At 70.5% G+C, this 19,665-nt stretch carries 21 protein-coding genes and 1 tRNA gene; 5 read left to right on the top strand and 17 right to left on the bottom strand.

From position 1 onward, the window contains the following. The first annotated feature begins 47 nt into the window (after positions 1-47). Entirely contained in the window at positions 48-704 is a 657-nt protein-coding gene (locus ABZ484_RS05305; RefSeq protein WP_358864549.1) for an SDR family oxidoreductase, read from the top strand. Between the two features lie 44 nt (positions 705-748). Here ABZ484_RS05305 and ABZ484_RS05300 read toward each other — a convergent pair whose 3' ends face one another. Together ABZ484_RS05300 and ABZ484_RS05295 are read right to left on the bottom strand one after the other, a co-directional pair. Next, the gene (locus ABZ484_RS05300; protein WP_358864548.1) at positions 749-1,282 is read right to left on the bottom strand and encodes a hypothetical protein; all 534 of its coding nucleotides are present in this window, start codon (positions 1,280-1,282) and stop codon (positions 749-751) included. A 213-nt stretch (positions 1,283-1,495) separates the two neighbouring features. Further along, positions 1,496-1,577, bottom strand: a tRNA-Tyr gene (locus ABZ484_RS05295). Positions 1,578-1,844: 267 nt separating this feature from the next. Between ABZ484_RS05295 and ABZ484_RS05290 the strand changes: the two genes are divergently transcribed. Continuing rightward, positions 1,845-2,333 (top strand): YajQ family cyclic di-GMP-binding protein, encoded by a 489-nt coding sequence (locus ABZ484_RS05290; protein ID WP_019756392.1) that lies wholly within the window; start codon positions 1,845-1,847, stop codon positions 2,331-2,333. A 118-nt stretch (positions 2,334-2,451) separates the two neighbouring features. Here ABZ484_RS05290 and ABZ484_RS05285 read toward each other — a convergent pair whose 3' ends face one another. Continuing rightward, entirely contained in the window at positions 2,452-2,718 is a 267-nt protein-coding gene (locus tag ABZ484_RS05285; protein WP_358864547.1) for a GlsB/YeaQ/YmgE family stress response membrane protein, read from the bottom strand. A 130-nt stretch (positions 2,719-2,848) separates the two neighbouring features. Here ABZ484_RS05285 and ABZ484_RS05280 point away from each other — a divergent pair, with 130 nt between their 5' ends. After that, positions 2,849-4,138: an APC family permease gene (locus tag ABZ484_RS05280; RefSeq protein WP_358864546.1), complete on the top strand. Its 1,290-nt coding sequence runs from the start codon at positions 2,849-2,851 to the stop codon at positions 4,136-4,138. Positions 4,139-4,164: 26 nt separating this feature from the next. Here the strand turns inward: ABZ484_RS05280 and ABZ484_RS05275 are convergent, their stop codons facing one another. The 12 genes from ABZ484_RS05275 to ABZ484_RS05220 all read right to left on the bottom strand — a co-directional run bounded on the left by ABZ484_RS05275 (position 4,165) and on the right by ABZ484_RS05220 (position 15,811). Beyond that, positions 4,165-4,557 carry a YccF domain-containing protein gene (locus ABZ484_RS05275; RefSeq protein ID WP_358864545.1) on the bottom strand — a complete coding sequence of 131 codons (393 nt, stop codon included), beginning with the start codon at positions 4,555-4,557 and terminating at the stop codon, positions 4,165-4,167. Beyond that, positions 4,554-5,417 carry a zinc metalloprotease HtpX gene (gene htpX, locus ABZ484_RS05270; RefSeq protein ID WP_358864544.1) on the bottom strand — a complete coding sequence of 288 codons (864 nt, stop codon included), beginning with the start codon at positions 5,415-5,417 and terminating at the stop codon, positions 4,554-4,556. The genes ABZ484_RS05275 and htpX overlap by 4 nt, the downstream gene beginning before the upstream one ends. Positions 5,418-5,568: 151 nt before the next feature. Beyond that, positions 5,569-7,092 carry an NADH-quinone oxidoreductase subunit N gene (locus ABZ484_RS05265; protein ID WP_358864543.1) on the bottom strand — a complete coding sequence of 508 codons (1,524 nt, stop codon included), beginning with the start codon at positions 7,090-7,092 and terminating at the stop codon, positions 5,569-5,571. Beyond that, on the bottom strand, positions 7,089-8,663 hold the full coding sequence (locus ABZ484_RS05260; RefSeq protein WP_358864542.1) for an NADH-quinone oxidoreductase subunit M: 1,575 nt from the start codon (positions 8,661-8,663) through the stop codon (positions 7,089-7,091). Before ABZ484_RS05260 ends, ABZ484_RS05265 begins: the two co-directional genes overlap by 4 nt. A 6-nt stretch (positions 8,664-8,669) precedes the next feature. Continuing rightward, positions 8,670-10,664, bottom strand: a complete 1,995-nt coding sequence (locus ABZ484_RS05255; protein ID WP_358864541.1) for an NADH-quinone oxidoreductase subunit L — start codon at positions 10,662-10,664, stop codon at positions 8,670-8,672. After that, on the bottom strand, positions 10,661-11,062 hold the full coding sequence (gene nuoK, locus ABZ484_RS05250) for an NADH-quinone oxidoreductase subunit NuoK (RefSeq protein WP_358864540.1): 402 nt from the start codon (positions 11,060-11,062) through the stop codon (positions 10,661-10,663). The genes ABZ484_RS05255 and nuoK overlap by 4 nt, the downstream gene beginning before the upstream one ends. Next, positions 11,062-11,667 carry an NADH-quinone oxidoreductase subunit J gene (locus ABZ484_RS05245; RefSeq protein ID WP_358864539.1) on the bottom strand — a complete coding sequence of 202 codons (606 nt, stop codon included), beginning with the start codon at positions 11,665-11,667 and terminating at the stop codon, positions 11,062-11,064. The genes nuoK and ABZ484_RS05245 overlap by 1 nt, the downstream gene beginning before the upstream one ends. Then, positions 11,664-12,284 (bottom strand): 4Fe-4S binding protein, encoded by a 621-nt coding sequence (locus tag ABZ484_RS05240; protein ID WP_358864538.1) that lies wholly within the window; start codon positions 12,282-12,284, stop codon positions 11,664-11,666. Before ABZ484_RS05240 ends, ABZ484_RS05245 begins: the two co-directional genes overlap by 4 nt. After that, the gene (locus tag ABZ484_RS05235) at positions 12,284-13,252 is read right to left on the bottom strand and encodes a complex I subunit 1 family protein (protein WP_358864537.1); all 969 of its coding nucleotides are present in this window, start codon (positions 13,250-13,252) and stop codon (positions 12,284-12,286) included. Before ABZ484_RS05235 ends, ABZ484_RS05240 begins: the two co-directional genes overlap by 1 nt. Then, entirely contained in the window at positions 13,249-14,727 is a 1,479-nt protein-coding gene (locus ABZ484_RS05230; protein ID WP_358864536.1) for an NADH-quinone oxidoreductase subunit C, read from the bottom strand. Before ABZ484_RS05230 ends, ABZ484_RS05235 begins: the two co-directional genes overlap by 4 nt. After that, entirely contained in the window at positions 14,724-15,416 is a 693-nt protein-coding gene (locus ABZ484_RS05225) for an NADH-quinone oxidoreductase subunit B family protein (protein WP_358864535.1), read from the bottom strand. Before ABZ484_RS05225 ends, ABZ484_RS05230 begins: the two co-directional genes overlap by 4 nt. Continuing rightward, positions 15,407-15,811: an NADH-quinone oxidoreductase subunit A gene (locus tag ABZ484_RS05220; RefSeq protein ID WP_358864631.1), complete on the bottom strand. Its 405-nt coding sequence runs from the start codon at positions 15,809-15,811 to the stop codon at positions 15,407-15,409. The genes ABZ484_RS05225 and ABZ484_RS05220 overlap by 10 nt, the downstream gene beginning before the upstream one ends. A gap of 258 nt (positions 15,812-16,069) precedes the next feature. Between ABZ484_RS05220 and ABZ484_RS05215 the strand changes: the two genes are divergently transcribed. Together ABZ484_RS05215 and ABZ484_RS05210 are read left to right on the top strand one after the other, a co-directional pair. Further along, positions 16,070-17,311, top strand: a complete 1,242-nt coding sequence (locus tag ABZ484_RS05215; RefSeq protein WP_358864534.1) for a sensor domain-containing protein — start codon at positions 16,070-16,072, stop codon at positions 17,309-17,311. A 130-nt stretch (positions 17,312-17,441) separates the two neighbouring features. Continuing rightward, a complete protein-coding gene (locus ABZ484_RS05210) occupies positions 17,442-18,824 on the top strand; it encodes a sensor domain-containing protein (RefSeq protein ID WP_358864533.1) in 1,383 nt (460 codons plus the stop codon). Positions 18,825-18,891: 67 nt separating this feature from the next. Here the strand turns inward: ABZ484_RS05210 and rnpA are convergent, their stop codons facing one another. Continuing rightward, positions 18,892-19,239, bottom strand: coding sequence for a ribonuclease P protein component (rnpA, locus tag ABZ484_RS05205; protein ID WP_002466372.1), 348 nt, complete (start codon positions 19,237-19,239; stop codon positions 18,892-18,894). 222 nt (positions 19,240-19,461) lie between these two features. Then, positions 19,462-19,599, bottom strand: a complete 138-nt coding sequence (gene rpmH / locus ABZ484_RS05200) for a 50S ribosomal protein L34 (RefSeq protein ID WP_000240855.1) — start codon at positions 19,597-19,599, stop codon at positions 19,462-19,464. Positions 19,600-19,665 lie beyond the last annotated feature (66 nt).

Below are 19,665 nucleotides of genomic sequence, written 5' to 3'. Positions count from 1 at the left end.
CTCAAGCCGTGCGGCGGACGGGGCCGTCCGGGCGTACGGTCGGAGACATGCGCATTGTCATCGCTGGTGGTCATGGTCAGATCGCGCTGCGGCTGGAGCGGCTGCTCACCGCGCGCGGGGACGAGGTCGCGGGGATCATCCGCCGCGCCGAACAGGGCGACGACCTGCGGGCGGCCGGCGCCGAACCGGTCGTGCTGGATCTGGAGTCCGCCTCGGTGGAGGAGGTCGCCGAACGGCTGCGGGGCGCGGACGCGGCGGTGTTCGCGGCGGGCGCGGGTCCGGGCAGCGGCGCGGCCCGCAAGGACACGGTGGACAAGGGCGCGGCGGTGCTGTTCGCGGACGCGGCGGTCCGCGCGGGCGTCCGGCGCCACCTGGTGGTGTCGTCCATGGGCGCGGACGCCCGGCACAAGGGCGACGAGGTCTTCGACGTGTACCTGCGCGCCAAGGGCGCCGCGGACGACCACGTACGCGCCCAGGAGGCCCTCGACTGGACGATCCTGCGCCCCGGTTCGCTGACGGACGAGCCGGGCAGCGGGCAGGTCCGTCTGGAGGCGCACACCGGTCGCGGCTCGGTTCCCCGCGACGACGTGGCCACCGTCCTCGCCGAGCTGGTGGACACCCCGGCGACGGCCGGTCTGACCCTGGAACTCGTCGGCGGCTCGACCCCGGTGTCGGTGGCGGTGAAGTCGGTGGCGGGGAACTGAGCGGGGCCCCGAGGGGAAGCGGGGCGGGGGCCGCTGCGGTTCTTCTACGGGGTGTGCACCTCGCAGCCCGTGAAGTGGTCGAGCGGGTCTCCGCTGGCGATGTCACCTGTGCCGGCGCCACAGTTGACGGTGTCCGCGGACGTGTCCGAGACGTGGATGACGTCGTTCGCGCCGCCGGTGGTCACGGAGTCGCTGCCGCTGCCGGCGTCGAGGACGACCCGGAAGGTCGGGGCGGGGAGGCCGTCCGTGAAGCGGTCGTCCATGTCACCCAGGTTCGCGTTGAAGTAGCCGACGCCTCCGGCCTGTCCGCAGGTCACCGTGGTCGCGTTGACCTGACGGCAGCCGACCCCCGCGGCGATGGTGGCCGTGTCGGTCACCGTGAGGACTCCGCCGGGTGCCGTGACGTTCACCTGGTTTCTCGCGCCGGGCGCGGCGCCGTAGTTGACGAACGAGCCGACGCGGTTGATGGTCGAGCCCGGCGCCGCGGCCGCCGGGGAGGCGAGCGCCAGCGGCATCACCAGTCCCGCCACGGCCGCCGGGGTCATCGCACCTATCAGAGTCCTGCCTGCGATCTTCATGCTCCGCGCCTCTCACGCGAGGTACGGGCGCCGGACAGCGCCCTCGATGTCAGCGAAACAGAGCGTCATCGGCCATGCACCATTTGTTACCGCCTTCGGTGAGGTGGCGAGGCGGGCGGCGAAGAACGCGACTCGGACCGAACAGCGGCGGCCGGGAACACGAAGAAACCCCCTCCACTCTGCGTTTCCGCAGGTGGAGGGGGTTCCCCAATGTGGCGGCGCCAGGATTCGAACCTGGGAAGGCTGAGCCGGCAGATTTACAGTCTGCTCCCTTTGGCCGCTCGGGCACACCGCCGGGTTCGCTGCCGTTCGAACCGCCTTTCGGCGGTGCTCCCTGGCAACGACGTAAACAATACCCGATGCGCAGGGGTGCTTCGCCACCCGATTGATCCGCGCCGTGGGAGCGGGGGGTGGCTAGGCTGGTGCGGATGCGGCCCGGGATCCGAAGATCCGCCTCGGCGGCTTCCCCACGCCCGCCGGCAGGCGACGCGTACGCGAGTCGTACGCATCCCGCACGCACCCGACACACTCCGACAGACCCCGATACAAGGAGCCACAGGACATGGCCGACTCCAGTTTCGACATCGTCTCGAAGGTCGAGCGGCAGGAGGTCGACAACGCCCTCAACCAGGCCGCCAAGGAGATCTCGCAGCGCTACGACTTCAAGGGCGTGGGTGCCTCGATCTCGTGGTCCGGTGACAAGATCCTCATGGAGGCGAACTCCGAGGACCGGGTGAAGGCCGTCCTCGACGTCTTCCAGTCCAAGCTGATCAAGCGGGGCATCTCGCTGAAGGCCCTGGACGCGGGCGAGCCCCAGCTCTCCGGCAAGGAGTACAAGATCTTCGCCTCGATCGAGGAGGGCATCTCCCAGGAGAACGCCAAAAAGGTGGCGAAGATCATTCGCGATGAGGGTCCCAAGGGTGTGAAGGCCCAGGTCCAGGGCGACGAGCTGCGGGTCAGCTCCAAGAGCCGCGACGACCTCCAGGCCGTGATCGCCCTGCTGAAGGGCAAGGACTTCGACTTCGCGCTGCAGTTCGTGAACTACCGGTAGTCCGTACAGAGATACGAGAGATACGAGAGACACGCGAACCGTACGAGAGGTACGGGAGAGGGGCGGACACCGTCGGCCGGTGTCCGCCCCTCTCGTGTCCGCGGGCCGCGTTCCGGGCTCAGTCCCGTGAGTTGCCGAACAGGATGCGGTAGGCGATCAGCAGCACCAGGGAGCCGCCAATCGCCGCGGCCCAGGTGGCGCCGTCGTAGAAGTGCTTCGCGATCGGGTGGTCCAGCCAGCGTGCCGAGATCCAGCCGCCGATGAACGCGCCCGCGACGCCGATGAGGGTCGTGCCGATGAAGCCGCCCGGGTCGCGGCCCGGCAGCAGGAACTTCGCGATGGCCCCGGCCAACAGTCCCAGGATGATCCAGCTGATGACGCTCATGCCTTGAACCCGCCTTCCTCGACGACCGGTGTGCGTCGTCATGTGTGCCACACGCGTGTTCGTGCCGTGTTGACGGAGAAGACGACACGGCCACACCTCACGGTTGCATCGGCCAGTAGGGTCCCGAGCCATGACACGCTGCCCCGGCCACTCCCCCGGCCCGGCCTCCTCGTCCTCGCCCGCGTCCGCCGCCGGGCTGCGGCGCAGCCTCGGGGTCGGGGACGCCGTGGTCATCGGGCTCGGCTCGATGGTCGGGGCCGGAATCTTCGCCGCCCTCGGGCCGGCGGCGCGGGCGGCGGGCTCAGGGCTGCTGGTGGGGCTCGCGGTCGCCGCCGTCGTGGCCTACTGCAACGCCGACTCCTCGGCACGGCTGGCCGCCCGGTATCCCGCCTCGGGCGGCACCTATGTGTACGGGCGCGAGCGGCTCGGCGTGTTCTGGGGTTACCTCGCGGGCTGGGCGTTCGTGGTCGGCAAGACGGCCTCCTGCGCGGCGATGGCGCTCACCGTCGGCGCGTACGTCTGGCCGGGCCAGGCGCACGCGGTGGCCGTCGCGGCCGTGGTGGTGCTGACCGTGGTGAACTACGGCGGCATCCAGAAGTCGGCCTGGCTGACGCGGACGATCGTGGCGGTGGTGCTGGCGGTGCTGGCCGCCGTGGCCGTCGTGTGCCTGGGCTCCGGTGCGGCCGACGCCGGGCGGCTCGCCATCGGCGACTCCCGGGGTGCCGTCGGCGTTCTGCAGGCGGCCGGGCTGCTCTTCTTCGCGTTCGCCGGGTACGCGCGGATCGCGACCCTCGGCGAGGAGGTGCGCGATCCGGCGCGCACCATTCCGCGCGCGATCCCGGTCGCCCTGGGCATCGCCCTGGCCGTGTACGTGGGTGTGGCGGTGGCCGTGCTGGCGGTGCTGGGGCCGGACGGTCTCGCGCGGGCGGGCGCGCCGCTGGCCGACGCGGTGCGGGCGGCCGGGGTGCCGGGGCTGGTCCCGGTGGTACGGGTCGCCGCCGCCGTGGCCGCGCTCGGCTCGCTGCTCGCACTGATCCTGGGCGTGTCCCGCACCACCCTGGCCATGGCCCGGGACCGGCATCTGCCGGGCGCGCTGGCCGCCGTGCATCCGCGTTTCCGTGTGCCGCACCGGGCCGAGCTCGCCGTGGGCGCGGTGGTCGCGGTCCTGGCCGCCACGGTGGACGTCCGGGGCGCGATCGGATTCTCCTCCTTCGGGGTCCTCGCGTACTACGCCGTCGCCAACGCCTCCGCCTGGACCCTCGACTCCTCGCCCGTCCGGCGGGCGGTACCGGCGGTGGGTCTTCTCGGCTGCGCGGCCCTGGCGTTCGCCCTGCCCTGGCTGTCGGTGGCCGTGGGCGCGGGTGTGCTGGCGGTGGGGGCGGCCGCGTACGGGGTACGACGGCGCCCGGCGGCCGGCTGACCCGCTCGCCCGCCTCGGCGTGAGCGTCAGCGGGCCGCGAACGGCTCGTCGGTGCGGACGATCTCGCGGCCCAGCGGGAGCAGCGAGACGGGGATGAGTTTGAAGTTGGCTATGCCGAACGGGATGCCGATGATCGTGAGGCAGAGCATGAGGCCCGTGACGATGTGGGCGATCGCCAGCCACCAGCCGGCCAGGATCAGCCAGAGCACGTTGCCGATGCAGGAGGGCGCGCCCGCGTCGCGGCGCTCGACCGTGGTGTACCCGAAGGGCCACAGGGCGTAGACGCCGATGCGGAACGCCGCGATGCCGAACGGGATGCCGATGACCGTGATGCACAGGAGGACGCCCGCGACGACGTAGCAGAGGAACAGCCAGAAGCCGCTCAGGACGAGCCAGATGATGTTGAGGATGGTCTTCATCGGTGATGACCTGCCATCTGCTCGAGTCGGGTGATGCGTTCTGCCATCGGCGGGTGGGTGGAGAACAGCTTCGACATTCCCTGGCCCGGCCGGAACGGGTTCGCGATCATCATGTGGCTGGCGGTCTCGATGCGCGGCTCGGGGGGCAGCGGGAGCTGTCGGGTGCCCGTCTCCAGCTTGCGCAGGGCGCTGGCGAGGGCGAGGGGGTCACCGGTGAGGCGGGCGCCGGACGCGTCGGCCTCGTACTCCCGGGAGCGGCTGATGGCCAGCTGGATGAGCGTGGCGGCGAGCGGCCCCAGGATCATGATCAGAAGCATGCCGAGCAGGCCCGGGCCCTCGTCGTCGTCCGAGCGGCCGACCGGGATCAGCCAGGCGAAGTTGACCAGGAACATGATCACGGAGGCGAGGGCGCCGGCGACGGAGGAGATCAGGATGTCGCGGTTGTAGACGTGGCTGAGTTCATGGCCGATGACGCCGCGCAGCTCGCGCTCGTCCAGGATGCGCAGGATGCCCTCGGTGCAGCACACGGCCGCGTTGCGCGGGTTGCGGCCGGTCGCGAAGGCGTTGGGCGCCTCCGTCGGGGAGATGTACAGGCGGGGCATCGGCTGGCGGGCCTGGGTGGAGAGGTCGCGGACCATGCGGTACAGCGCCGGGGCCTCGAACTCGCTGACCGGGCGGGCGCGCATCGCGCGCAGGGCCAGCTTGTCGCTGTTCCAGTACGCGTAGGCGTTGGTGCCGATGGCGACGAGCACGGCGACGATCAGGCCGGTGCGGCCGAAGAGACTGCCGATGACGATGATGAGTGCGGACAGTCCCCCGAGGAGTACTGCGGTCCTGAGCCCGTTGTGCCGGCGGTGCACGGTACGCCCTCCAAGTGGTGCGGCAGGGGAACCCTTCGCTTGTTGCTGTGCGGTGTCACTGGTGTCGTGGTGTCACGTCCAGTTGACCCTTCCTGTCGGGTCAACGCCAGGCGAGCGCCGCGGGTTCCCCGGCGGGTGCGAGGGCGCCGGTTCAGAACAGGCCGCTGCCCGCGAAGCGCAGGACAAGCTGGGGTGCGCCGGACAGGGCGATGCCGATGACGGCCGTCAGGGTGATCGCGGCGGTGAGGGGGGCCGGGACGCGGTGCCGGAGGGGTTCGCCCTCGGGGGCGCGGAACAGCAGGGCCGCCCACTGGAGGTAGTAGAACAGCGCGACGACGACGTTGACGGCCATGACGACGGCGAGCCAGCCGAGTCCGGCGTCGACGGCCGCGGAGAAGACGGTGACCTTCGCGAACAGTCCGATGACGCCCGGCGGCAGCCCGGCCAGGCACAGCAGGAAGAAGGCCAGGAGGAGGGCGGTCACCGGGTTGGTGGCGTACAGGCCGCGATAGTCGGTGAGGCGGTTGTGCCGCCTCGTACGGCCCACGAGCGCGGCCACGGCGAAGGCGCCGAGGTTCACGGCGGCGTACATCAGGGCGTAGGCGACCGTGGAGCCGATCGACTTCTGGGCGTCCTTGGAGTAGCCCGCGGCGGCGATCGGCACCAGGAGGTAGCCGGCCTGGCCGACGGAGGACCAGGCGAGCAGCCGGATCGCGCTGTACGCGCGCGTGGCCTGCTGGCGCAGGGCACCGACGTTGCCGACGGTCATGGTGAGGGCGGCGAGCGCGGCGAGCGCGGGGCCCCAGGCGCCGGCGTACGAGGGGAACGCGACGACGGTGACGAGGATCAGGCCGGTGAAGCCGACGGCCTTGCCGACCACGGACAGGTACGCGGCGATGGGCAGGGGCGCGCCGACGTAGGTGTCGGGCACCCAGAAGTGGAAGGGGACGGCGGCGGTCTTGAAGGCGAAGCCGACGAGGGTGAGGACGACGCCGGTCTGGACGAGGGTGTGGAGCTGTCCGTCGACGTGCTGGACGCGGTCGGCGATCTGGGTGAGGTAGAGGGTGCCGGTGGAGGCGTAGACGAAGCTGACGCCCATCAGGCTGACGGCGGTGGCGGTGACCGACGACAGGAAGAACTTCAGGGCCGCGTCGGAGGACCTCCGGTCGCCGTGCCGCAGGCCGACGAGGGCGAAGGCGGGCAGGGAGGCGACCTCCAGGGCGACGATGAGGGTCGCGAGGTCGCGGGAGGCGGGCAGGAGCGCGGCTCCGGCGGCGGAGGACAGCAGCAGGAACCAGTACTCCCCTTCGGGGAGTCCTCCCCGCGCGTCCTTCAGCGCGGTGACGGACAGCAGGGCCGCGAGGAGGGCGCCGCCGAGGACCAGGAACTGGATGACGAGGGTGAAGTGGTCGGCGGTGTAGCTGCACACGCCGGCCTGCTTGGTCAGGCAGAAGGTGCTGCGGTCGCCGTCCAGGAGGGGCAGCAGCAACAGCGCGGAGGCGGCGAGGCCGGCGACGGAGAGCCGGCCGAGGAGGGGCTTGCGCGTCTTCGGCACGAACAGGTCGGCGACCAGGACCACCAGGGCGATCACCGCGGTGAGGGTGGGCGGCGCGACGGCGAGCCAGTCGACGGACTGGACCGCCGACGCGGCCTGCGGCTGGGCCAGGACGCTCATCGGGTGCCTCCTGCGAGGAGCTGCTGCACGGCCGGGTCGGTGAGCCCGAGCAAGGCCTTCGGCCAGAGTCCGGCGAGGACGGTGAGGGCGACGAGCGGGGTCCAGGCCGCGAACTCGAAGCTGTGGACGTCGGCGAGGGGCGGGGCCTGCCGCGGCACGGCGCCCATGCAGACGCGGCGGACCACGACGAGCATGTACGCGGCCGTCAGCAGGGTGCCGAACGCGCCGATCGCCATGAAGGTGAGGAAGGCGGGCCGGCTGAGGTCGGCGGCGGGCTTGAACGCGCCGAACAGGGCGAGCATCTCGCCCCAGAATCCGGCGAGGCCGGGCAGGCCGAGCGAGGCGACGGCGCCGAAGGCGAGCAGGCCGCCGAGGCGGGGTGCCTTGCCGTAGAGGGCGGCGCCGGTTTCCTCGGCCAGGGTGTCGAGGTCGGTGGTGCCGGTGCGGTCCTTGAGCCCGCCGACCAGGAAGAACAGCAGGCCGGTGATGAGGCCGTGGGCGATGTTGGCGAACAGGGCGCCGTTGACGCCGGTCGGGGTCATGGTGGCGATGCCGAGGAGCACGAAGCCCATGTGGCCGACGGAGGAGTAGGCGATGAGCCGTTTCAGGTCGCCCTTGGCGCCGCGCTTGGCGAGGGCGAGGCAGGCCAGGGACCCGTAGATGATCCCGACGACGGCGAGGGCGGCCAGGTAGGGCGCGAAGGTGTGGAAGCCGTGCGGTGCGATCGGCAGCAGGATCCGGACGAACCCGTACGTGCCCATCTTCAGCAGGACACCGGCCAGCAGGACCGAGCCGACGGTCGGGGCGGCGGTGTGGGCGTCCGGGAGCCAGCTGTGCAGCGGCCACATCGGGGTCTTGACCGCGAGCCCGATCCCGATCGCCAGAACGGCGATGACCTGCACGGATGCGGTGAGTGACCGGCCGTTGTCAGTGGCGAGTGCCACCATGTCGAACGTGCCGGTCTTGATCCCGATCAGGAGCAGGCCGAGCAGCATGACGACCGAGCCGAGGAGGGTGTAGAGGATGAACCGCCAGGCGGCGGCGCGACGGCCCTCGCCGCCCCAGCGGGCGATGAGGAAGTACATCGGGACGAGCACCGTCTCGAAGGCGAGGAAGAACAGCAGCAGGTCGAGGACGGCGAAGGTGGCGAGGGTGCCGCACTCGAGCAGGAGCAGCAGCGCGACGAAGGCCTTCGGGGTGGGCCCCGCGGGCGGCTTGAAGTAGGAGTACAGCGCGCAGAGGAAGGTCAGCAGCGCGGTCAGGACGACGAGGGGGAGCGAGATGCCGTCGATGCCGAGGTGGATGCGCACATGGAGTGCGGGGATCCAGCTGATGTCGGTCGTGGCCTGCATCTTCGACGGGTGGTCGTGGTCGAAGCCGGCCGCGAGGACGATCGCGGCGAGGAGGATCGCGCCGGTGACGGTCACGCCGTGCCGGAGCACGGCCTGCTCCGGTGACTTCCCCTTCAGCCCGGGCGGGGCCGGAAGGAGGGCGGCGAGCGCCCCGAGGAGCGGGCCGACGACGACGAATGCCAGAAGGAACTGCATCACGGACTCGCTGATATCGATCACGCCTGCTCACGCTCCCGTGGCGAGAAGGACGGCGGCGACCGTCAGGACGACGGTGCCGGCGAGCAGCGCGCTCACATAGGTCTGCACATTGCCGGTCTGGGCCCGCCGTACGGCGGCTCCGAGCAGCCGGGGCACGGCTCCGGCGCCGCGTACGTAGGTCTCGACGACCTCGCGGTCGAGGAACCTGACGAGGCTCGCCCCGGCCAGGACCGGGCGGACGAAGAGGGTCGCGTACACGGCATCGAGGTGGAAGCCGGTGGCCGCGTGGCGGTGGAGCGGGCCGAGTAGCAGTCGTCCGGGGTCGGCGGGGTCGGGCGCGTAGGCGATGTCGCCGTAGGCGGGCCGGTGGGTGGCGATGGCCTCGGCCTCGACGAGTCCGGCGTCGGCCTCCGGGTGAGCGGCGACCGCACCGAGCGGGACCCGGGCCGCGAGCGCGCCGGTGTGCCGCCAGGCGCCGTAGGTGACGATGCCGCCGACCAGGGCCAGGCCCGTGCCGAGCACGGAGGTGGTCAGGGTCGGGGCGAGGTCGCGGCCGTCGAACCAGTCGGGCAGCACCCGGAAGGCCAGGCCGCCGAAGGCGAGGGACGGCACGGCGAGCACCCACAGCACGGCGTTCATGGCCAGGGGCTGCCGGCCGTGGTCGGGGGCCTCGGCACCCCGGCCGCGGAAGGCCAGCAACCACAGCCGCATGGCGTACGCGGCGGTGAGCAGCGCGGTGAGGAGTCCGGCGACGAGGACGATCCAGCCGGCCGGGCCGGGGGCGTGGCCGGTGTGGCCGGTGGCGACGTGCTCGGCGGCGCCGAGCACGGACTCCTTGGAGAAGAAGCCGCTGAAGGGCGGGATCGCGGCGAGCGCGAGAAGCGCCACGGTCATCGTCCAGTAGGCGTCCGGGACGCGGTCGCGCAGCCCGGCCATGCGCGACATGGCGGCCAGCGAGTTGGTGCCGGCGGCGTGGATGATCACGCCGGCGGCGAGGAACAGCAGCGCCTTGAAGGCGCCGTGGGACAGGAGGTGGAAGACGGCGGCGTCGCGGTCGCCGACGGCGAGCGCGCCGGTCATGTAGCCGAGCTGCCCGATCGTCGAGTAGGCGAGGACGCGCTTGATGTCGTCCTGGGCGAGCGCGGCGAGCGCCGAACCGGCCATCGTCACGGCGGCCATGACGGCGAGGACCACCATCGCGGCCGAGGAGGCCTGGAAGACGGGGAGGAGACGGGCGACGAAGTAGACACCGGCGGCGACCATCGTCGCGGCGTGGATCAGCGCGGAGACGGGGGTCGGGCCCGCCATCGCGTCGGGCAGCCAGGTGTGCAGCGGGAACTGCGCCGACTTGCCGGCCACGCCCGCGAGGAGCAGCAGGGCGATCAGGGTCGGGTGGTGCAGGCCGCCGTTCGCGACGGCGCCGAGGACCTTGGTGATCCGGAAGGACCCGGTGTCGGTGGCGAGCGCGAACAGGCCGATCAGGAAGGGCACGTCGCCGAGCTTGGTGACCAGGAAGGCCTTGATGGAGGCGGCGCGGGCCTCCGGGGTCTCCCAGTAGTGGCCGACCAGGAAGTAGGAGCAGATGCCCATGATCTCCCAGCCGACCAGCAGCACGATCAGGTCGCCCGAGTAGACGACGAGCAGCATCGCGGAGGTGAACAGGGAGACGAGAGCGGCGTACGACGGGTAGCGCGGGTCGTCGCGGAGATAGCCCGTCGAGTAGATCTGCACGCATGTGGCGACGACGCCGACCAGGACGGCTACGAGCGCGGCGAACCCGTCGATGTGCAGGGCGAGCTCGATGGGCACCGAGCCGGTGGGCGTGAGTTCGGTGGCGGCGTCCACGGCGGGCCCGCCGCCCTGGCCGGCGGCGACCAGCACCGTCAGGACGAGGGAGGCGAGGGTCGGCAGGACCGCGAGCGGGCGGGCGAAGCCGGGGACCGTGCGGCCGAGCAGCAGGCCGGCCGCGGCGCCCAGGAACGGAAGGAGGGGTACGAGGACGGCGAGGGTGGTCGTGGTCACGCGGTGGCCTCAGCCTTCTCGGCGGCCCGCGCGGTCGCGGCGGCGTCGCTGTCGTGGCCGGGGTCGGGGTCGTCGTCGGGTCCCTCGGCGGCGTCGCGGAGCCGGTCGATGTCCGAGGTGCCGCGGTTGCGGTGGACGGCGAGGACGATCGCCAGGCCGATGCCGATCTCGGCGGCGGCGATGGCGATGACGAACAGGGTCAGGGCCTGGCCGGAGTGCAGGGTCTCGCGGGCGGCCTTGCTGAGCCAGACGTCGAAGGCGACCAGGTTGAGGTTGACGGCGTTGAGCATGAGCTCGACCGACATCAGGACCAGGATCGCGTTGCGGCGGGCGAGGACGCCGTACAGGCCGGTGCAGAACAGGAGGGCGGAGAGTACGGCGGGATAGACCAGGTGCATCAGCGGGCGCCTTCCTCGGCGGCCTGCCCGCCCCGGGCCTCGCGGGCCTGGGCGGCGGTGGCGGCTACCGCCTTCGCCTTGCGGGACAGGACGATCGCGCCGACCAGGGCGGCGAGCAGCAGGACGGAGAGGGCCTCGAAGGGCAGGACCCAGTTCTGGAAGAGGCTTTCGCCGGTGACCTTGGTGGTGCCGGCGGCGGCGCCGTCCAGGTCGATCCAGGTGGTGCGGAAGGCGTCGACGACGACCCAGACCAGGGCGGCCGCGGAGGCCACGGCCACGACGAGGGCGGCCCAGCGGTTGCCGGAGTCGGCGTCCGGTGAACGGCCGATGGGGGCCTTGGTCAGCATCAGACCGAACAGGAGGAGGACGACGACGGAGCCGACGTAGATGAGGACCTGCACCCAGGCGATGAACTCGGCGGTGAGCAGGAGGTACTCGACGGCGAGGCCGCCGAGGGTCACCACCAGCCACAGGGCGGCGTGCACCAGCTGCCGGGTGGTGACGGTGACGAGCGCGGCGCCGAAGGTGGCCAGGCCGACGAGGAGGAAGGCGATCTCGACGCCCGTCGGGGAGAGGAAGCCGTGCTGTGCGGCGGCGAGGGTCACGACTGTCCTTCTCCTTCCTTCTGATCGGTGGGTTCGGCCTGGGGCTTCGGTTCGGTGGACTCGGCCTGGGGCTTCGGTTCGGCGGACTCGGCCTGGGCCGCGGCCAGCTTCTCGGCGGTCTTGCGGGCGGCGGCGATCTCCTTCGGCTCCTCCGCTCCGGGGTCGAGGGCGGGCGGGGCCGGGACGGTCCACATCCACTCGCGCAGCTTGTCGCGCTCGTGGGTGAGGTCGCGGATGTCGGTCTCGGCGTACTCGAACTCCGGGGACCAGAACAGGGCGTCGAAAGGACAGACCTCGATGCAGATACCGCAGTACATGCACAGGGAGAAGTCGATGGCGAAGCGGTCGAGGACGTTGCGGCTGCGTTCGCGGCCGCCGGGGGTGGCCGCCGGGACCGTCTCCTTGTGGGAGTCGATGTAGATGCACCAGTCCGGGCACTCACGGGCGCACAGCATGCAGACCGTGCAGTTCTCCTCGAACAGGCCGATCACGCCGCGGCTGCGGGGAGGCAGGTCGGGCAGGGCGTCCGGGTACTGCTCGGTGACGGTCTTCTTCGTCATCGTGCGCAGGGTGACGGCCAGGCCCTTGGCGAGGCCGGAGCCAGGTACGGGGGACACTAGGAGATCACCACCTTGACGATGCCGGTGAGGGCGATCTGGGCGAGGGACAGGGGGACGAGGAGGGTCCAGGACAGCTTCTGGAGCTGGTCCTCGCGCAGCCGCGGATAGGTGACGCGGAGCCAGATGACGACGAAGGCGAGGACGGCCGTCTTCAGCAGGGTCCACACCCAGCCGAGGCCGTCGGCGCCCCACGGACCGTGCCAGCCGCCCAGGAAGAGGACGGTGGTCAGACCGCACAGGACGATGATCCCGGCGTACTCGGCGAGGAGGAACAGGGCGAAGCGCAGACCGGTGTACTCGGTGTAGGCGCCGAAGATGATCTCCGAATCGGCGACCGGCATGTCGAACGGAGGGCGCTGGAGCTCGGCGAGGCCGGCGACGAAGAAGACGATCGCGCCCACGATCTGCCAGGGCAGCCACCACCAGTGGAAGGCGTCGAGGATGCCGATGAGGGAGACCGTGCCGGCCGCCATCGCCACGGAGGCTGCGGCGAGCAGCATCGGGAGTTCGTAGGCGAGGAGCTGGGCGGCGGTGCGCAGGCCGCCGAGGAGGGAGAACTTGTTGGCGGAGGCCCATCCGGCCATGAGGGAGCCGAGGACGCCCACGCCCATCACGGCGAGCACGAAGAAGATGCCCGCGTCCAGGACCTGCCCGACCGCGCCCTCGCCCGGCCCGACGGGGATGGCGAGCAGGACCAGCAGGTACGGCAGGAGGGCGACGGCGGGGGCGAGCTGGAAGATGCGGCGGTCCGCGCCCGCGGGGACCACGTCCTCCTTCTGCGCGAACTTCACACCGTCCGCGACGAGCTGCGCCCACCCGTGGAAGCCGCCCGCGTACATCGGGCCGAGGCGGCCCTGCATGTGGGCCATCACCTTGTGCTCGGTCTGACCGACGATCAGCGGGAAGGTGAGGAAGACCACGAAGACGATCAGGAGTCGCAGGGCGACGTCGACAACGTCGTTCACTGCGGGCCTCCTTCGGGACGGTCGGGGTGGTCGGGATTGCCGGGATGGTCGGGGTTGCCGGGGTGGTCGGGGTTGCCGGGGTGGTCGGGGTTGCCGGGGTGGTCGGGACTATCCGGGTTGTCCGGCTGGTCGGGTTGGTCGGGCTGGTCGCGGGCTCCACGTGTGGGCTCGGGCGCGGGCGCGGGCGCCGCTTCAGGCTCGGGCGCGGGCGCCGCTTCGGGCTCCGGCGAAGGCGCCGCTTCGGGCTCCGGCGAAGGCGCCGGTTCGGGCTTGCGTTCGGGCTTCGGTTCTGGCTCGTCGAAGGCCGGGCGGGCGTGGTGCCAGGGGGCGTCCGAGCTGCGGGGGGCTTTGGCCTGCGTGGACGGCCTGGACTCCTCCGGGGTCGCCGCCCGCGCCCGCTGCGAGGCCGAACCCTCGCTCGCGCTGCCCGCGCGGCGCGGCCGGGACGGTGCCGGGGTAGCCGGCCCCTCGGCCGGAGCGACGGGCTCGTGGGCCACCGAGGCCTCCGCGGCCGGTCCCTCCGCCGCCGGGGCCTGCTCGGTGGTGCCTTCCGCCGCGGCCTGCTTCCCTGCCGCCGCACTCTCCGGAGCCGCCGCGCTCTCCGGAGCCGCCGGGCTCACGTGTGCCTCCTCCGACGCGGCGGCCCGCTGCTGGCTCGCCGAGCCCTGGCTCGCGCTCCGCATCCGGCGCGGCCTGGCGACGGCACCCTCCGGCGCCACGCCCTGCGCCGCACCAGCTGGCGGTGCCTCTCCGGCCTCTCCGGCTCCCGTCGCCGCGGCCGTCTGGCTGGCCGAGCCCTCGGCCGCCGTGCGGGTGCGCCGTGCCGGGCGGTCGCCGACGGCACGGGCCGGGCGTTCGCCCGCCGCTCGGCCGGCGCCCCTCGCCGGACGGGCCGGGGCGGCCGGGAGCCGGCCCTTCATGGGCCCCCACTCGTTGGGGTCGGGCACGCCCGGCGGGAGCATCTGGCGGCGCTTGGGACCCCCGTGCTCCGATTCGCCCGGTTCCTTCGCCCCGGGCCAGGCCTTGGCGACCCGGGCGGCCAGGACGAAGTCCTTGCGCAGGGGGTGGCCCTCGAAGGTCTCCGGGAGCAGGAGGTGGTCCAGGGCCGGGTGGCCCTCGAAGCCGACTCCGAACATCTCGTGGGTCTCGCGTTCGTGCCAGGCCGCACCGGCGTAGACGTCCACCGCGCTGGGCAGGACCGGCGCCTCGTGCGCGACCGTGGTGCGCAGCAGCAGCCGCCGTACCGGGGAGAGCGCCACCACGTGGGCGGAGACCCGGAAGCCGGTGCCCGGTTCGTCGACCGCGCTCAGCCAGTCGAAGTAGGTGCAGCCCAGCTCGTCGCGGGCGGTCCGCAGCGCGGACACCCACGCGGTCGGCGGTACGTCGACCGTCAGGACCTCGTAGGACTCCTCCGCGGTGGCCTCGGCGCCGAACAGTTCCTCGGCGGGCGCGGGCAGCCAGCCGGTGCCGGTCATCGCGGGTCCCCTTCGCCGGCGGTCCCGGCAGGAGCCGGGGCGGGCGGCTGGACCAGATCGCTCTGGAGGGCGGCGGGCGAGGGCCGGCCCGGGGCGTTGCCGTACCGCTCCCCCAGCGACTCGCGCGCGATCTTCTCCTGGAGCTTCAGGATGCCCTGGAGCAGCGCCTCCGGGCGCGGCGGGCAGCCGGGGACGTAGACGTCCACCGGGATGATCTGGTCGACGCCCTTGGTGACGGAGTACGAGTCCCAGTAGGGCCCGCCGCAGTTGGAACAGGCGCCGAAGGAGATGACGTACTTGGGCTCGGGCATCTGTTCGTACAGACGCTTCACCGCCGGGGCCATCTTGTCCGTGACCGTGCCGGACACCACCATCAGGTCGGCCTGGCGGGGGCCGGGCGCGAACGGGATCACGCCGAGGCGGATGAAGTCGTGGCGGGCCATGGACGCGGCGATGAACTCGATGGCGCAGCAGGCGAGGCCGAAGTTGAAGACCCACAGCGAGTAGCGGCGGCCCCAGTTCAGGATGACCTTCATCGGCTCGGGGGCCAGGCGCGCGAGCGCGCCCAGCCGCTTCGGCTCCGGCAGGTACACCGGCTCGGAGGCCGAGAGGTTCACGGGCTCGGGGGCCGAGGGGTTCACGCCCTGGGCCGGGCCGTTCGCGCCCGTGGTCGAGGGGTTCACGTCCATGCCAGGACGCCCTTCTTGTATGCGTACAGCAGGCCCACGGCCAGGAAGCCGAGGAAGACGAACATCTCCACCAGCGTCGCCGCGCCGTAGCCGGGGGCGGCGAAGACCGTCGCCCAGGGGAACAGGAAGATCGAGTCGACGGCGAAGATCACGTACAGGAAGGCGTAGACGTAGTAGCGGACCTGGGTGTGCGCCCAGCCCTCGCCGACGGGGTCGACACCGCACTCGTACGTCAGGAGCTTCTCGGGCGTGGGGACCACCGGGCGCAGCAGGCGGCCGGCGCCGAAGGCGACGGCGACGAACAGCACACCCACGACGGCGAGCAGGCCCACGACCGAGTAGGACTGGAAGTAGTCCGCCGCGACGACGGTCGACTCAGGCGCCGTCTGCGGCAACGTCTCAGGCACCGGTCCGTCCCTCGCTCCCTGACCTCGTGGTGTCCGTCATTCTGTACGCACGGGAGTCTAGGCCCTGATAAAGAGAGGGTAAGCAGCCCGTCGCACCATGAGACAGGCCGGCCGCAGCGTGAGACGGACCCGCCGCATTCCGTGAGACGGGCCCCCGCACCGTGGGGCGGGGTGGGGTTTTCCCCCGGCGGCCAGGGCGGTCGGCCTCATGGCGCCGGGGGCCCGTCGCACGGCACGCTGACTCGTATGACCGCACCTATCCCTTCCACCGACCCGGCGGCGTCCGGCGCCGACGACCAGGACCGGGACCGGCTGCCGCCGGCACGCTTCGCCTTCGACCCGGCCACCTGGAAGGAGATCGCGCATCTCCTGGTGAACCTGCCCGTGGCGCTGTTCGGCTTCGTCTATGTGGTGACCGTGCTGACCATCGGCACCGGCATGACCGTCACCGTCGTCGGCTTCCCGCTGCTCGCGGCCGGGCTGATGGGCGCCCGGCAGCTGGGCAGGCTGGAGCGGGCGCGCGCCCGGGCGCTGCTCGGGGTGCGGATCGACGAGCCGAGTCCGCTGCCGCTGGGCCGCACCAAGGGGCTGTTCAACCGGCTGTGGCTGGCGCTGAAGGACCCGGTGGGCTGGCGTACGGCGCTGTACGACTTCATCCGGCTGCCCTGGGGCATCCTCACCTTCACCGTCACCCTGACGTCGCTGTTCGTGCTGTGGCCGGTACTGCCGTTCCTCGCGCGGGGCCTGGCGAACGTGGACCGGGCGATGGTGCGGGCGCTGCTGTCGCCCTCCGACGAGCTGGAGCGGCGGATCGCGGAGCTGGAGTCGGACCGGGGGGTCGTGGTGGACACGGCCGCCGCCGACCTGCGGCGCATCGAGCGGGACCTGCACGACGGGGCCCAGGCCCGGCTGGTCAATCTGGCGATGGGGCTGGGTCTGGCCAAGGAGAAGCTGCTGGAGGGCCAGGCCGACGACAACGTCGCCGCGATGGTCGAGGAGGCGCACGGCGAGGTGAAGCTCGCCTTGCAGGAGCTGCGCGACCTGGCCCGCGGCATCCATCCCGCCGTGCTGACCGACCGCGGCCTGGACGCGGCCCTGTCGTCGGTCGCCACGCGCTGCACGGTGCCGGTGAAGGTGACGGTCGACCTGGACGCGCGTCCGGCCGAGGCCATCGAGGGCATCGCCTATTTCACGGTCTCGGAGCTGCTCCAGAACATCAGCAAGCACAGCGGGGCGAGGTCGGCCTCGGTGGACGTGTGGCGGACCGACGACCGGCTGCTCGTCCAGGTGTGGGACGACGGCCGCGGCGGCGCCAGCCTGGACCGCGGCACCGGTATGCGGGGTCTGGCGGAGCGGCTGGGCGCCGTCGACGGGCTGTTCGTCGTCGAGTCGCCGGAGGGCGGTCCGACGACGATCACGGCGGAACTGCCCTGGCGGGACCGGACCGGCACCCCGGGCGGCCGGGGCACGGGCACCCGCAAGGGGTAGGGAAAACCCCCCGCCCAGGACGCCGACCCGCTCCATGGCCCCGTCACCTGCGGTCCAGCAGGCTGAAGGAGTACCAGCGGAAGCACGCGAGCACCACGACGAGCAGCACGAGGGGAACGGGACGACGCCGATGGCCACCCAGTACGGATCGCACCAGTACGGATCGCAGTACGGACAGGGATACGGGCCCTACAGCGGGACCGGCTTCCACGGCGAGGACTCCGGCCGGCGGCACCGGCTGCCCGCCGGCCTGCGGGCGCCGTTCGAGGCACGCAGCTGGCGGGAGTTCGGATACGTGCTCCTCGGCCTGCCGGTCGGCATCATGCTCTTCACGTACGCCGTCACGATGGTCTCGCTGGGCGGCGGCCTGCTGGTGACGTTCCTGGGGATCCCGGTGCTGGCGGCGGCGCTCGCCGGCTGCCGCGGGTTCGGCATGCTGGAGCGGGCGCGGGCCCGCGGGCTGCTCGGCCTGGAGGTGGCCGAACCGGAGCCGCTGCGTCCGAAGACCGGCAACGGACTGCTGGCCTGGACCGGCGCCGTGCTGAAGAGCGGCACCTCCTGGCGGTCCCTGCTCTACGCCGTGGTGCAGTTCCCGTGGGCGGTGTTCTCCTTCGTGGTCGCCGTGACCGTCTGGTCGGTGGGCTGGACGCTGCTGACGTACCCGCTGTGGTTCTGGGTCTTCCCGATGTGGGCCGGCCAGGGCGGCATCCAGCTCTACGGCGACGAACACCACCGGATCTACCTCGACAACCCGTTCGAGATCACGGTGACCGGGCTGGTGGGTCTGCTGTTCACGCTGGCCACGCCGTGGATCATCCGGGCGCTGACGACGGTGGACCGGGTGATGGTGCACGGCCTGCTCGGGCCGTCGCGGCTGTCGGCGCGGGTGGTGGAGCTGGAGTCGGACCGGGGGGTCGTGGTGGACACGGCCGCCGCCGACCTGCGGCGCATCGAGCGGGACCTGCACGACGGGGCGCAGGCCCGGCTGGTGGCGCTGGCGATGGATCTGGGACTGGCGAAGGAGAAGCTGGCCGAGGACCCCAACGCGGCGGCACGCATGGTGGACGAGGCGCACTGCGAGGTGAAGACCGCGTTGCAGGAGCTGCGTGACCTGGCGCGCGGGATCCACCCGGCGGTCCTGACGGACCGGGGCCTGGACGCGGCGCTGTCCGCGGTCGCCTCGCGCTGCACGGTGCCGGTGCGGGTGGAGGTGGAGCTGGCGGAGCGGCCGGCTCCGGCGATCGAGGGGATCGCGTACTTCACGGTGTCCGAGCTGCTGCAGAACATCAGCAAGCACAGCCGGGCGAGGTCGGCCTCGGTGGACGTGTGGCGCTCGGAGAACCGGCTGATGCTCCAGGTCATGGACGACGGGGTGGGCGGCGCCGGCGTCTCCGCCGGGTCGGGGCTCGCGGGGCTGGCGGAGCGGCTGGACGCGGTGGACGGGATCCTGGTCGTCGATTCCCCGGCCGGCGGGCCCACCCGCGTGACGGCCGAGCTGCCCTGGCGGCGCTGAGCGCACACGGGAACGGTCGCAACGGCACACGGAAAACAGTCGACGGGGTAAAACTAGCTCCCCTACCCTATTGAATTTTCTTATTAAATACTTTAGCTATTTTAAGTACATGTTCTAAACTACCTTGAATTTCTAAAGTGGACATTTTTTTAGCTGGTTGTCTTGCAATCACAATAATATCTTTCGTTATAATATCTTGTTTATGAACTTTAAAGTTTTCTCTTATCGCTCTCTTAATTTTATTTCTAGTAACAGCGTTACCTAATTTTTTTGAAACGCTAATTCCTAAGCGAAAATGTTCTTGTTCTTTATTATCATAGGTATATACTACGAATTGTCTATTTGCGACAGACTTTCCACTTTTATATATTTTTTGAAAATCTGCATTCTTCTTTATACGGTACGCTTTTTCCACCAAACATCACTCGCTTATCAAATTCTCTTACCTTAGTATTATAAACCATCTAAAATTTAACTAAAAATAAACCAGCATTTATATTGAAAACGCTGATTTCAGTCAAAAGTTTTTCTCTATCATCTATCAATTAACCCATTCAACAATACGTTTGATCGTTAATGTTTGAATAAAATTACTGTATTCAAAACGAAAAAAAAGACCACTGATGAGTCAGTGATCTTATGCAGATAAAACTTTACGGCCTTTACGACGACGGCGCGCTAAGACTTTACGGCCATTTTTAGTGCTCATGCGTTTTCTGAAACCATGAACTTTACTATGTTTACGTTTATTTGGTTGATAAGTACGTTTTACCATGTAAAAACACCTCCATCTTTATTAAGTTATCTAACATCTCCAGGATCAAAGCCCTGTTAAATTTAT

It is taken from the genome of Streptomyces sp. NPDC006393 (genome assembly GCF_040628575.1).
In the GTDB taxonomy this organism is placed as follows: Bacteria; Actinomycetota; Actinomycetes; order Streptomycetales; family Streptomycetaceae; genus Streptomyces.
Note: the sequence above shows the minus strand (reverse complement) of the source record. Positions and strands in the feature narration are given on the sequence as shown.

Coding starts and splice junctions, on each gene's coding strand:
- ABZ484_RS05230 (WP_358864536.1), bottom strand. CDS start 14,727: ATGACCGGCACCGGCTGGCTGCCCGCGCCCGCCGAGGAACTGTTCGGC.
- ABZ484_RS05285 (WP_358864547.1), bottom strand. CDS start 2,718: ATGAGCGTCATCAGCTGGATCATCCTGGGACTGTTGGCCGGGGCCATC.
- ABZ484_RS05290 (WP_019756392.1), top strand. CDS start 1,845: ATGGCCGACTCCAGTTTCGACATCGTCTCGAAGGTCGAGCGGCAGGAG.
- ABZ484_RS05225 (WP_358864535.1), bottom strand. CDS start 15,416: ATGGACGTGAACCCCTCGACCACGGGCGCGAACGGCCCGGCCCAGGGC.
- ABZ484_RS05210 (WP_358864533.1), top strand. CDS start 17,442: ATGGCCACCCAGTACGGATCGCACCAGTACGGATCGCAGTACGGACAG.
- ABZ484_RS05280 (WP_358864546.1), top strand. CDS start 2,849: ATGACACGCTGCCCCGGCCACTCCCCCGGCCCGGCCTCCTCGTCCTCG.
- ABZ484_RS05300 (WP_358864548.1), bottom strand. CDS start 1,282: ATGAAGATCGCAGGCAGGACTCTGATAGGTGCGATGACCCCGGCGGCC.
- ABZ484_RS05265 (WP_358864543.1), bottom strand. CDS start 7,092: ATGAGCGTCCTGGCCCAGCCGCAGGCCGCGTCGGCGGTCCAGTCCGTC.
- ABZ484_RS05305 (WP_358864549.1), top strand. CDS start 48: ATGCGCATTGTCATCGCTGGTGGTCATGGTCAGATCGCGCTGCGGCTG.
- ABZ484_RS05215 (WP_358864534.1), top strand. CDS start 16,070: ATGACCGCACCTATCCCTTCCACCGACCCGGCGGCGTCCGGCGCCGAC.
- nuoK (WP_358864540.1), bottom strand. CDS start 11,062: ATGCACCTGGTCTATCCCGCCGTACTCTCCGCCCTCCTGTTCTGCACC.
- rpmH (WP_000240855.1), bottom strand. CDS start 19,599: ATGGTAAAACGTACTTATCAACCAAATAAACGTAAACATAGTAAAGTT.
- ABZ484_RS05275 (WP_358864545.1), bottom strand. CDS start 4,557: ATGAAGACCATCCTCAACATCATCTGGCTCGTCCTGAGCGGCTTCTGG.